The 12876-nt window shown below is 31.6% G+C and carries 17 protein-coding genes; 2 read left to right on the top strand and 15 right to left on the bottom strand.

All coding sequences use genetic code 11. The features are described from left to right. Window positions 1-3: 3 nt before the first annotated feature. From FS935_RS00435 to FS935_RS00470, 8 genes are all read right to left on the bottom strand, one after another. On the bottom strand, window positions 4-297 hold the full coding sequence (locus tag FS935_RS00435; RefSeq protein ID WP_146945571.1) for an antibiotic biosynthesis monooxygenase family protein: 294 nt from the start codon (window positions 295-297) through the stop codon (window positions 4-6). 269 nt (window positions 298-566) lie between these two features. Then, entirely contained in the window at window positions 567-890 is a 324-nt protein-coding gene (locus FS935_RS00440; protein WP_240050768.1) for a YjcN family protein, read from the bottom strand. A 338-nt stretch (window positions 891-1228) separates the two neighbouring features. Then, window positions 1229-1912: a quinone oxidoreductase family protein gene (locus FS935_RS00445; RefSeq protein WP_146945572.1), complete on the bottom strand. Its 684-nt coding sequence runs from the start codon at window positions 1910-1912 to the stop codon at window positions 1229-1231. Window positions 1913-1944: 32 nt separating this feature from the next. After that, window positions 1945-2565 (bottom strand): class I SAM-dependent methyltransferase, encoded by a 621-nt coding sequence (locus FS935_RS00450; protein WP_146945573.1) that lies wholly within the window; start codon window positions 2563-2565, stop codon window positions 1945-1947. A 174-nt stretch (window positions 2566-2739) separates the two neighbouring features. Next, window positions 2740-3096: a DUF2178 domain-containing protein gene (locus FS935_RS00455; protein ID WP_146945574.1), complete on the bottom strand. Its 357-nt coding sequence runs from the start codon at window positions 3094-3096 to the stop codon at window positions 2740-2742. Then, complete coding sequence (locus FS935_RS00460) at window positions 3086-3325, bottom strand: helix-turn-helix transcriptional regulator (RefSeq protein ID WP_146945575.1); 240 nt, start codon at window positions 3323-3325, stop codon at window positions 3086-3088. Before FS935_RS00460 ends, FS935_RS00455 begins: the two co-directional genes overlap by 11 nt. A gap of 773 nt (window positions 3326-4098) precedes the next feature. Beyond that, window positions 4099-4671, bottom strand: a complete 573-nt coding sequence (locus FS935_RS00465) for a hypothetical protein (RefSeq protein WP_146945576.1) — start codon at window positions 4669-4671, stop codon at window positions 4099-4101. Window positions 4672-4903: 232 nt separating this feature from the next. Further along, window positions 4904-5368: a GNAT family N-acetyltransferase gene (locus tag FS935_RS00470; protein ID WP_146945577.1), complete on the bottom strand. Its 465-nt coding sequence runs from the start codon at window positions 5366-5368 to the stop codon at window positions 4904-4906. A gap of 821 nt (window positions 5369-6189) precedes the next feature. Between FS935_RS00470 and FS935_RS00475 the strand changes: the two genes are divergently transcribed. Further along, on the top strand, window positions 6190-6606 hold the full coding sequence (locus FS935_RS00475) for a DUF1648 domain-containing protein (protein ID WP_158638474.1): 417 nt from the start codon (window positions 6190-6192) through the stop codon (window positions 6604-6606). 191 nt (window positions 6607-6797) lie between these two features. On the opposite strand, the gene FS935_RS00480 is transcribed toward FS935_RS00475, so the two are convergent. Continuing rightward, a complete protein-coding gene (locus tag FS935_RS00480; protein ID WP_146945579.1) occupies window positions 6798-6995 on the bottom strand; it encodes a DUF6199 family natural product biosynthesis protein in 198 nt (65 codons plus the stop codon). Window positions 6996-7272: 277 nt separating this feature from the next. On the opposite strand from FS935_RS00480, the gene FS935_RS00485 reads away from it, so the two are divergent. Further along, window positions 7273-8673, top strand: a complete 1401-nt coding sequence (locus tag FS935_RS00485) for a PQQ-dependent sugar dehydrogenase (protein WP_146945580.1) — start codon at window positions 7273-7275, stop codon at window positions 8671-8673. Window positions 8674-9165: 492 nt separating this feature from the next. Here the strand turns inward: FS935_RS00485 and FS935_RS24115 are convergent, their stop codons facing one another. From FS935_RS24115 to FS935_RS00510, 6 genes are all read right to left on the bottom strand, one after another. Continuing rightward, the gene (locus FS935_RS24115; protein WP_275669546.1) at window positions 9166-9297 is read right to left on the bottom strand and encodes a hypothetical protein; all 132 of its coding nucleotides are present in this window, start codon (window positions 9295-9297) and stop codon (window positions 9166-9168) included. Window positions 9298-9531: 234 nt separating this feature from the next. Further along, window positions 9532-9888 (bottom strand): VOC family protein, encoded by a 357-nt coding sequence (locus FS935_RS00490; RefSeq protein ID WP_146945581.1) that lies wholly within the window; start codon window positions 9886-9888, stop codon window positions 9532-9534. Between the two features lie 148 nt (window positions 9889-10036). Next, window positions 10037-10486, bottom strand: a complete 450-nt coding sequence (locus tag FS935_RS00495) for a DinB family protein (RefSeq protein ID WP_146945582.1) — start codon at window positions 10484-10486, stop codon at window positions 10037-10039. Window positions 10487-10768: 282 nt separating this feature from the next. Beyond that, complete coding sequence (locus FS935_RS00500; protein ID WP_146945583.1) at window positions 10769-11080, bottom strand: hypothetical protein; 312 nt, start codon at window positions 11078-11080, stop codon at window positions 10769-10771. A gap of 325 nt (window positions 11081-11405) precedes the next feature. Then, window positions 11406-11972 carry a P-loop nucleotide/nucleoside kinase family protein gene (locus FS935_RS00505; RefSeq protein ID WP_146945584.1) on the bottom strand — a complete coding sequence of 189 codons (567 nt, stop codon included), beginning with the start codon at window positions 11970-11972 and terminating at the stop codon, window positions 11406-11408. A gap of 205 nt (window positions 11973-12177) precedes the next feature. Further along, window positions 12178-12876 (bottom strand): polysaccharide deacetylase family protein, encoded by a 699-nt coding sequence (locus FS935_RS00510; RefSeq protein ID WP_146945585.1) that lies wholly within the window; start codon window positions 12874-12876, stop codon window positions 12178-12180.

Below are 12876 nucleotides of genomic sequence, written 5' to 3' on the forward strand. Positions count from 1 at the left end.
CTTTTAAAGAGGAACATTTTCAAAATGTTCGACTGTTGGAAATGGGTCATAGAAATGATGTAGTTGTTTTTTCCATTCTTGATACTCTTTCGATTGTCTAAATCCTAGTGTATGGTCCTCTAATGTTTCCCACTTCACCAATAATAAATATTTCCCCTTAACTTCCATACATCGTTGTAATTCGTGAGATATGTAGCCTCTCATTGATGATATAATATTTGATGCTTCTCGAAATGTTTCCTCATATTCCTGTTCCATACCTTGCTTAACTTGTAGCATAACAGCTTCTAAAATCATTTAATCTCCCCCTTTTTGAAAGTATATCATTTTACAAATTTTTCTTATATTGCTTATTAAGTTAATATGATACATAAAATTGGATTAATATAAAGTGCTGTTACTATAAAAAAATCCATCATATCTCTTCTTCTCTCCCCTAATTTAACTATTAAATTAATAATAACATTTATAATTTGAAATCCGTCTTCCACATACCTACTCCTTTAGCACAAGAAGTGACTACCTTAAATCAACACTCGCCCCCGGTGTTAGTAAGTTAAACTTTTTTATGGACCTGTTCCACAAGAGACTTCATACTTTTCAGTTTCAAGCTCTTTTGTATAACATAAGGTTGCAGTTTGTCCTGTAGGGCTATCGTAGTTAAACCAAAATACATTGTATAACTGTCCGTAGTCTTTATCTCTATAATCATGCTTAGTTATTAAAGCAAAAAAACTTTGATATGGATGCCCGCTTTTGTATATTTCCCCTCTTATTGCAGACCTTGGCGAATCATTATCATGTGCCAAGGGTGCTAAAATTGGTGGGAAAACTATTATCACTATTAATACCAGCAAACCAACCATTAAGAGTCTTTTTTTCTTTTGCAAATGAATCCCTCCTTTATTTCACTTTTTTCTTCAAATACAGCATAACCGAGAGAGAGAATTTCATCTATTTTGTTAAATTTATATGCTTCATTAGTTAAATAAGAAAAGCGACCCTCCTTTATCGAAGCATCGCACCCGTTAGTTTTAGATTCCTTCATAAATTCGTCATTTCACACACTTCTAATACTACAGTACTGATATCCCGATCATAAAAAACGATTACTTAAATAATACAATTACTCAACTCACTATAATTTCCCAGCAGATATATTCACTTTTTTTCTCCAAGATTACTAGAAGATAAAATTTAGCTAATAAAATAATGTAGCAAGTATGATTTAAACTTTAATTAACACTTTACATTCATAATGACGGCTTTCAACTAATTTGTGTGCACTAGCTACATCACTTAAATGGAATACTTCTGCAAAAACTTCCTCTACAAATGTATCGTAGGAACAAACGATATCTGCTCCTAACTTTTTCACATAATTTTCTTTATTTAGATTTCCAACAGTTACTATAATTTTTTGAACGCCAAATAGTTTGGCTAATTGTACGAGTACTGAACCTACTCCACCGGCTGCACTATGAATAACAATAATATCTGATTTTCGAACTAGCCCAATTTCATAGAAAAGTATATAAGATAAAATTGAAACCGTATGCATTGTTGCAGCTTGTTCATCTGTTAGACTATCTGGAATTTTAAATACTAGATGCTCATTTGCTACAACTTTTTCTGCATAGGAGCCTGCTTTTGGGAAAGCTATTACTCTATCACCTTTTGCAAAGTTTGATTTAGGAGAGACCTCTTCTATTGTCCCCGCAACATCCAGTCCGAGGGTTAAAGGAAAATTACCTTTACCTTTATTTCCTTTTCGTTTTTTTATATCTGCATAGTTCACACTCGTGTAAGCCACTTTTATTAAAACTTCATTTTCACCTATTTTCGGCAAATCAACATCTGTGTATGTAAGAACACTAGTGTCTCCAAATTCATTTTGAATGACAGCTTTCATTTTCTCTCCTACCTAATTAATATATTTAATAGTTATATATTTTTGATGATAACGATCTTTCTATACATACCATTAAACATTATTGGAGTGTCTTCTTGAATAAAAATAGTCTCTTTATTATGCTCATACAATCTTTCAAAACTTACACCAATATCAGTACCTAACAATTTGACTAGAGGTCTAAACGTTTTCTTCATAAGAGAGAGCTTCTTCCCTTTAGGTGAAAATTTATCAAAAATAATCATTTTTCCATTCGGTTTTAAAACCCTTATCATTTGTTTAATACATTTATCTGCGTCAGGAACAACGGATAATACAAGACTTCCCACCACAACATCAAATTGATTATCATTAAAATTCATATTTTGAGCATCCATTTTTAAAAAATGTATTGAAGAATTTCCAAATTTAACTTTTGCCTTTTCAAGCATTTCGTTCGAATAGTCTATTGCAGTAATATTTAACTCCCTATGATTAATTAGTTCCAAATCGGCTCCTGTTCCAACACCCACGAATAGGATTTTTTGATTTGCAATAAACTTGTCTCCATGAAATATCTGTTTTCGTGCTTCTAAAAACACCCCAGAATTAAAAAACTTATCGTACACAGGAGACCAAATTTTATATATGATTTCATTCCAACGATTGCCCATTTTTCACCTCATTAAGGATGTATCTAATTCAAGATGACTTTTTCTATATTTTAACATTAATTTCCTTTTCATTAACATAAAAAGATGCATTCCTTTTTAAAGAAATGCACCCTATCGTTGAAGATTGGTTCGGCAGCTCCTACCTAGTAAACTATTCTAATCTTTCATATATAATTAAATAAATTGTGAAAAGTCTTTTTTATATCGAATAGCTAGATATATTCCTGAAGCTAAGAATGCAAGAGAATATTTAAATAGGAAGAAAATTTGCCACATATATTCTTTCGGGAAAATTAAATCGCCAAAAATGATTGCACATAACATAATTAAGGCGCTTTTAAAATATATTTGATTTGTTCTTTCGTCTCCTTTACCCAATTTTCTTTGATATACGTATACAAGAATCGCTCCGACTACAAGCAATAATAAACTGCTTCCAACTAGCATATTCCAATTTTCAGTTGATTTTTCTGCCCAGGTTTTTAATGGATTAAAAAACATATTTGATATTTCTATAGATTTAATTCTCATTTTTATCAGATCCTTTCACATAAGTAAAAATCTCCTTAACATCTACGTTGAAGAAATCAGCTATTCGAAAAGCTAATACAAGAGAAGGCGAATAATTATTTTTTTCCATAACAAAAATCGTTTGTTTTGAAACGCCAACAGCATCAGCCAACTCCTTTTGTGACATTCTCTTTAACACCCTGTGTTCATACACTTTGTTATTAATAGAATCTCCAAATTTCTCTTTCACTTCCAGCACCTTCCTTTTTACTTATAATGTTATAATAAATTATTTTTATGTAAAAGTAAAGTAAACTTATACAAAAGATATATGTAATTTTATTTTTGTAAAGTTTTCATTTGAGTTTTCAATGCAATTAAAAGGGCCTGGGACATTATTAAAATAGTCATACAACAAGACGAAGAAATCTAAAATCAGTTAAGTTGTAAGAACAAAGTTCGTTCCAGTGCGCTGCAGACACTCCATTCGCAGGGGAGGAAGTTGAGCCTCCTCTATTCCCGTAGGTGCCCGAGTGCCTTCCGCTCCATTCCACTAGTTCTTGAAAATAGTATGCAAAGTCAAAAGATCTATTGAAGACGGCATAAAAAAACCGAACTATTAGGTGAATGATTAATTGAAATATCACCTAATAATTCGGGTTTATCATTAACTTAATTACTTGTATCCCTCTTTTTTATATGATCTTAAATTCCGCAACGATTATCCACAATCCTTCTAAACTTTCCATTAGAGCCATATTCCAGTTAATATGCAAAAAATCTGCACAAAATTTACATTTTTCATGTGAAAAATAATGCTTCAAATAAATAAAACTATCCTTCGTACATATCAATATGGTTGCTAAAAATGTTGGTAAGTATTTAGTATGGGGTGAATTTACAATCACATACTGAAGGCATTCTTAATGATTAAACGGAAGTGTTTGGTATGATAATGTTTGAAAAAGACCTTGATAAAACGTATCTACCTTAAACAAAAACCATAAAAGGGAAATAACATAACTAATCTGTACGCACAACATAATCCTTTACTTTATTGCTGCCCTCAAAATCAATTATTAACCATTCACTATCAATAGAAATAATTCCTCTTTCATTTCCAAGATAATAAACAATGTTTTTTTCATCCTTAAAATATTCTGTGTCAGTTGGTGGACCTAATAATGTCATAACATCACTTTTGCTCTTTCCTTTTAAATCATACGTATTGATTAAATCATCAACCATGTGCACTCTTCCTGACATATTATTAACCCATTTCTCTGTACTGAAGTTCGTTCTATATTCGTTTATTCCTAGCATTAACAGACAGATTAAAAAAGGTATTATACCCATAATGGTAATAAGATTAAGATTCTTCTTTGCATTTCTATCATTTTTTATATCGACTCGTTTCCAAATAAATAGTAAGGTTACTAGAAATATAATAAATGGTATAAGAATAGCAGGAATACTTATTATACTAAATGAGGACTGAGCAATAATAATAAAAAGAATGTAACCAAGATACAGTAGCCCGTACAAATATCCGAATAATATAGAAAAGCAACCAAACTTCCATTTGTTATTTGTCATAAATATCTCCCATTAAACATCTATTTATTTCTTATAAATACAGTTTATTTTGCAAACTATTTTCTAAATGTAAATGGGCAGTTGGAACACCAACATCATAATCCTCGCCAAAGCACCCTGTAAGGACAAAAAAAAAGCATTCCTACAATTAATTTCAAACCTTTATTCATAATAAGTAACTCCATATAAGCTTCACTTCTCACTCAACTATACCTCTACTCCACAAGAGATTTTATAAATAACCTTTCATCCTAATTACTTTACCTTCAACTTCTGGACAAATTTCTTTCATTCCAATTTTATGATAAAAGGTAATAGCAGCTTTATTTGACGTGGAAACTCTTAAGTGGTACTCACCAACTTTATTGTTCTCAAAAAATTGCATTGCATAGTTGTGTAATTCTTTTCCTTTACCCAACCCCCGCATTTCGGGCACTAAATAATACAAATTTACATAACCGATTGTATTACCTCGATATTCACGTATGGTTAATTCCAGTTGCCCTATATATTTACTACATTCTTCAATTAAAACAAAACCTTCAGGAAATTCTCTTGTTTTAACAACTAACCAATTTAAGTAATCCTCTTCATCACCAAATCCCGCATCATCACCGAAACTTGCCTTAAACGAGTCTTTACGAAATTTAACTACAGTATCTTGATGTTTCTTTAGATCAATTTTCTCAAAGTGCATGTTAATCACCCCTTGCAAAGATCCCTTGTTCTACAACACTTTCTTTTTTGTGGAATATAATAGTTAACCTAAAATAATTGATAGTCTTTTATTCAATAAATTTTGCAATAATTCCTCTATCGACTAAGTTATGGAGGTTTGAATATGAAATTCAGAAAGATAAGAACTATATCCTTACCTTTCCATTTGGTCTAATAACATGAAAACAAACACCGCGAAAATATGAAAAACAGCTATTACTACAAAATGATATCCCTCAACACCATGAATATATTTATATATGACTGGGAATAACACTGTCTCAATGCCAAATAACATAATCACAAAACCTATTCGCTCAGCTAATTTCTTTTCGATTGACGGAAAAACCAACAATGATTATTAATACACCTAAAACCATTAAGACTAATGCAGCTAACATTTCTCCCCCACCTTGAATAAATGTAGATGTTTTATAGATTTGTAGCTTTATATTGATTTGAGATTGTCACTTTATTAACTAAACCGCTTCTATAGTTTAACATTAATTTCCATTTAATTTATATAAAAAAATTCCCTCTTTAAGGAATGCACTCTTTACTGAAATAAAAATGTACTAGCATAATTACATTTTAAGCTTCTTTTAATTTTTGAATGATGTTTTCTTTTATTATCGCTATTAACGTTAAACCTACTTATCCAAATTTTTCTAATGTATTTACTTTTCGTTTTTCATAAATTTGGTAAAATAGATCATATATTATTGAAAAATGAGTGGTGATATTTCAGTGAAAATAAAATCATTTAAGTTCTTACTAAGTTTCATTTCTATGGGCATTTTAGTGTATCATTTAATAAATTTGTTTTTACTTTGGTCAGATATTCCAGATCGTATTGCGATTCACTTTACTAATGATGTACCAGATAATTGGGGTTCAAAGTTTTTTGTGCTAATTATGCCAATTATAGGACTTTTGCTATGGTGGTTAATCGGATTATTCACTAAGCATCCTGAAAAACTTAATTACATTAACTTAACGGCCAAAAATCGAGAGAAACAATATAATATGTCGAAAAACATAATGATTTTCATTCAACATTTAGTATTAATTATTTCTATATTGGCTAATGAATCTTTTATACGTTATTCAGTAGGTATTGAAAACAGCGTTTTAAATTTCTTACCATTGTTTTTAACGGCGATTATGTTTTTGGCAGTTTTTTATAATTTAATATGGGCAGCTAGATTAAAAGAATAAACGATCAACTTATTTTACCAACTGAACTATTATCAAATTCAGGGCGAACAAAATCTATTTCCTCTGTAATTTTATTTAAAACATTTCTATAACTTCCCTTATCCAAGTCTCTAGCTACTAAAATTTACATTAATTACATTATAATGGCATAAAAAAGCACCCCTTTCTTGCAGGAGTGCCCCCGTTTTTTTCTAAAGAAGATAAATTATTATACTACCAATACCTGCGATAGTGATCATAATACCTCCAAAACGAGTAGACCATTTATACAAGCTTGAAGGTTCAGTACCATCGTTTGATTTCCAGCTCTCTGTTAATATCCATAAAATAGATGGCTTTACAATCATTGTGACACCAATAGTTATTAGAAGGATTCCTAGTATACCCATTTTGAAGTTCCCCTTATTTTATTTCATTATTCTTATTAATCATTACAATTTATTGTTATTAGGATTTTAATTATTCTTGAAAGATCTTGCTCTATAGTCAGTTTAACATTTATTCCCTTCTGTTGAGGTATAGAAAAGCGCAACCATTAGTTTATGTGATATTTTTAATATATTTTATCCCTCTTTCCCTTGTGTTTCCCCTTTCAAGTACTAAATAAAATAGGACCTCTCATATCTTACTTAGTAAAAGAACTCAATTAAAGGGATGTGAGCAAAGTTGAAGAATGTGAATGTGCGTTTACGGCCACTTGTGCAGAACATTAATTTACCCACTGTGTTGAAAACAGCATTTCTACCTGGAGATACAGTGGAAAGGTTGTTTATTGCTACTCAGGTAGGAGAGGTCTTTTTCTTAAGAAATGGCGAGGTTCGAACGTTTTTAGATATTCGTTCACGAATTATAAAATTGGGTGCTTCTGGCGGATATGATGAACGAGGCTTACTAGGACTAGCGTTTCATCCTCAATTTTATTATAACGGTGTTTTTTATCTTCATTTTTCAGTCGCTGGTACTCAAGGTCCTGGTGCTCTCCCTAATTCTTTTACTCCTGATCCGTGTGACCCAAGTACCTTAAACTTGAAATGGGAAGATAGAAATAACCAATACGATCATATTGATACTGTGGAAGAGTGGATACTACAAACAAACGGACAACCGAAAAAACGTAGAACTTTACTTAATCTTAAAAGACCATTTTTTAATCATAATGGTTTTAATAGCTTAAACTTCTCACCTGAAACAGGTAATCTTGTTTTGACAACTGGAGACGGCGGATCAGGCTATGATCCTTTTAATCTAAGCCAGGATAACATGGAAATAGCCGGTAAGATTATTGAAATTGACGTGACTAAAAGCTTCCCCAATGATTTACCCACTATCACTCGTTTTAATGAACTTCCAGGTTCTATTCAGGAAGCATTAACGGTAGTTGCCAAAGGAGTTCGTAATAACCCTGGCATTTCTTATCAAAGGTATGGGAATCAGTATATTAAGTATATAGGAAATGTCGGTCAAGATTTTGCAGAATCCATCTTTTCATTTGTGCACGATCAGCGAATCCCTGTTACTCAGCTGGTTCAGTCTTATTCAACGAACTCAGATATTAAGGGCTTGATTAACTTCGGTTGGAGAGGATGGGAAGGAGCTTTTCCAACTTCGATTTTCGAGGACTGCTCAGAAAATTCTTCTCTGGATAAAAAGACGATTGCTTATTACAAGGAAGCCGTAAAAGATTCTGTGGAACGTCTTCCTCCTTTAACGAGTTATTTTCATCAAGATTCTAGACCTGATAAATTTGAAGGCACTGCACTTACGGGAGTCCAACCATATATGAGTAACAATATACCAGATTTAACGGGAAGCATTGTGTTTACCGATCTGTCTCGGAAAAAACAATCAGAATCTCCAAGGGGCGTATTAGCTTATACCAGAAACAGGTTTGATGGGAAGCTTAATGATTTTGGTGTGATTGAACCTATTTATGATTTTGGATCTCAACCAGCTTATTATGTGGGTTTAGGAACGAATCTTAACCATACAAATCTTTATTTAGGGGTATATAACTCTATGAAAGTAACAGACTTGAATCAAGGGACTGTATTTGAAATTATCCCTTGATTTAAAAACAAGGAGCGGTTTTTTGCTTCCGATACAGAAGCCGCTCGTTTGTTTCTCCTGTTATTCTTTTCCCTATAAGAAGTTTAACTCTTTTAATTAAATAATGAATCCTTCTACAATTGTTATGCAATGTATAACATCATTTTGTTTTTTGTTTGAAACTGATACCCTACAAATGAAAGTAATGCCATTCAATATGAAAATAGCAATATTGTAATTAAAAAATACGACTATAATTGAAATAATTTTAAGGTTAGGTTAGGTTAAGTTAGGTTAGGTTAGGTTAGGTTAGGTTAGGTTAGGTTAGGTTAGGTTAGGTTAGGTTAGGTTAGGTTAGGTTAGGTCCGGTCAGTTTCACAAATTGTATAATACCAGTTACTGTAATAGATACATTTTTGGGTAATCGTTGTTCCACTATCCTGCTTCAATAATAAAAAGCAACTGTTCTTATTGAAAAATCGCACCCTTTTATTTAAGAGAAGTGTTATGTTTTTACTTATTTTTAATTTCTTCTAATAAAGATATTACCTTTTCATTTTGTTCGATTATCGTATCATTTTGTTTCCTAAGTCTCGTAAAGTCGAATAAAAATACGATTAAAATTACTGTGATAAAGATAAGCATTGCGTTCACCCCATATACTTTGTATAGACCTATAAATAACATATTGAACTTTTCCGTCCTTTAACGAAATAAAGAAAGTATCTCTTGTTCCAGATAAACACCCTATAGTTTAATAAAGGAATTTGAAGCAGTGGAAATTTTTCAACTAATGTGTAATTCATTAATCGGATGAGTTGCATTCGAATTAATCTTGTAATCTTTAATACCAATTGGCACATTATAGACAGGTGTTTCCTAACATTTGCATACCATTAACAAATTCCCATCAGGATCTTTAAAATTAAACCAATGTCCGTTCTCTATATCTGTAACAAAATCAACATTACGTTGCTTGAGAAAGTGATAAGCCTTATGTATATCGTCTGTGTTGAAATGGAATGCCGGATTTTTATATAGCGATTCTTTATTATAAATCTTACTGTCTAAAACAAGGTTCAATCCATTATTATCAAATGGAATACAACATAGATGACCGGCTATAATTTCATGATTAGGTTCTAGATTTAGTATGGAACAGTACCAATCTCGTGCATGTAAAATGTTACTTACAGGAATAAATATTGCTCCAGCCTTACTTGAAATACTACTCATAATATCACATCCCTTAAAATTTTAACCCACCAAATCACAGTAAGTTGTTTTGGTTAAGTATAACTTAAATTATCAATCTCTAAATTCTCAAGTTTAATGACTTTTTTATAAAGCACACCGTTAGCCATCAAAATAGGTAGCACTACAATTAACTATCCAATTTTTCATTGATTTGTTTTAAGTGGTGAGCATCGTGTTTTACAAAAATCTTCACAAAGCTTTCTCCTGAGAACTTTCTTTTACCCCCACCAATAGTAAACCTAACATCTCGGTCTATACTAGATAATCTTTCAGATAATTCCTTTCGAGTAACAACAAAGTTATCTATGATCGTTTCAACTGAGTAATCTTTAAGAAAGGTCATAGCCTCTTCATTATGCTGGTCATGGTCTGGAAACTTAGGTAAATCAGCATCTTGAACCATTAACGGCACCATCTTTTCTAGATTGAATTTATCCCAATAATATAGATGACCTACGATTTCTCTAATTGACCATTTCCCTTCACTTATAGCTTCGCATAGCTTTGTTCTAGAAGTTTCTTTTAATTTCAAAACTTCATCAATCGTTTTACCAAATTGATTTAACGTTTTATTCATGGTTTTCTCCTTAGTAAAAATAATATATACACTTGTACCTCGGGTGATTTACCTATTACACCAATGACTAAATCACTCCCTTCGTAATTAGGGGAGTCAACCGCATCTTCTGCTTTGCACCCCACTAATAGTGAGAATAAAATTAAGCATCCTAAAAAAAATACTTATTCATTTAAAAACCCTTTAGTTCAAGTCCTAATTTAAATAGCTCACTTCTTCAACATAACTGCTTCTTTAGTTCCATAAGACATTCAAAAGAAAAAGGCATTAATCTTTCTTAGATCAATAACCTTTATGTTTAGGAAAACCTTTGAAATCTCTTATTTTAAATCCTTGCTTTTTTGCATATTCATTAATTGCTCTAAGTAATTTATTTTTAGACATAGAAAAAGAACCGTGAATTTCTCTTTTTTCATCAATAACATATTCTATAAAAACTATAAAGTTTAAGAGGTCCATTTTTCTAATAACAAATTCATTACATTCATATTCTCCACATCTTATATTGCCATTATAAATAAAATCAATAATACCGTCATAATACTCTTGATCAGAAATTTCAACTTCTAAAAATGATCGCACCATCCCTTCCATTTACATCAATTCCTTTCAAATCCCATCCTTTATATTCTATCTCATTTGGTCGAATTCCTTCTTCAACTAATCTGTACTGATAGTTTAAGTGGGACATAGCTTTACACTATTTTCTAACTTCAGAGCCTTTCATTCGGAAGTTCGTCAGTTCCTTTCGAGTGGAACATTCTCACCTTATCTAGTTTTCAGCTATCCGGCATATCAGCGGTTGTAATGTTGTAATCTATTAAAAGATATTCCCTTCATTTCACGCTCAAAAGTGTTTATAGCTGAACTTGTCGCTCGGCACCCGTTAGTTCAATAACTATAACTTGAGAGCTCCAATTTATAAAGATTCAATTCTCCATTTTTCAGCTTCTATATAGTCATAAACATTCAATATTTCTTTGTCATAGTCGTTTTCGATTTCAAAATACCTAACACCTGCTTGTAAACATTTTGTTTTGAATTCATTATGTTCCCTGATTAGTTCTTTTACTGTTCTGTCTTCCGGCCAATTACGGAGTTCAACTGTATTCCTATGTTTCACTATTTTTGTTTCAAAGTTTTCTCTAATATAATTCGTCGAAAAACCTAAGAATACCAAAATGATTTTTTCTGAATATTTGATGTCAAATCCCTTCATATAGTGAGGCAATATATAGCATCCTTCAATAATGATATGTTGTTCATTTTCGATATTTGTCATAATAATCCCTTTTAATATTGGCCAGAGCTTATCTCCAATGACTTCGGTACTATCTAGTGGTGTGAATCCACAATTCTTATCTCCTCTATACAAACCCATTTTCAAATGGTCTATAGAGAGATAAGAGATATGATATTTTTCTAGTAACTTTTGAGCCATCAAGGTTTTACCAGTAGCACTTACAGCACTTATTAAAATAACCATATATTACTCCCTTCTGATTTATTTGTTAATTCCGCTAAACTGCTTCTATAGTTGAAGAAGAAAGAGCCTCAACACTTAGTAGTAACGCCCCTTTACTTGAAGAAGGAAAAAGGGATACAGAGCTATATAACAATCATCCTTGTTTTACCTACTATATCTCTCCAAACGAAAGAGCTATCAATAGCTTAGTATTTTTATTGCTAACTTATAATTCTTGAAGCTCATCCACAGTCACAAATTTATACCCTTTTTTCGTAAGTTCTTTCAAGATATCTTCAATTGCTTGGATTGCCTCACCTGTTTGATCGTACATTGGATGCAGCAAGATTATCGATCCTGGTTTAATGTTCTCCATTACATAATTTACTTTTTCATCAGCACTGGTGTAATATGTATCAGGTTCTAAAGACCACATAATCGTTTCTCTGTTGTGCTTATTTAAATAATAAGGTAGTCCCACTAATTTTTTCCCATAGGGAGGTCTAAAGTCAATTTTGCTCTTATATCCAGACTTTCTAATCAGCTCATCGGTTTTTTCAATTTCTTCTTTAATAAAAGAGGGAGATTTTAAAACCATTCTTTTATGTGAATAGGTGTGATTACCAATTTGATGCCCTGCTTCTACCAATTTTTTTGCTTCTTCAGGGTATTTTTCAATATCTTTTCCAATAAGGAAAAAAGTTGCTTTTGCTTTGTATTTATCTAATAAAGGCAGAATTTGATCCACATTCTTTGTCGGACCGTCGTCAAATGTTAAAGCAAGAACTTTGTTTTCCGTTTCAAATTGGTATGTTAGCCCTCCAAAAAATTGAAAGGTCGTTAATTTTGTCACTTTAAAAGTTCCTATGAATAATAGAATCATAAACAAAAATATAATGCTAAAAAATATTAATTTCTTTTTCAT

Origin of the sequence: Metabacillus litoralis, from assembly GCF_007994985.1 — a bacterium.
Classification (GTDB): Bacteria; Bacillota; Bacilli; order Bacillales; family Bacillaceae; genus Metabacillus; species Metabacillus litoralis.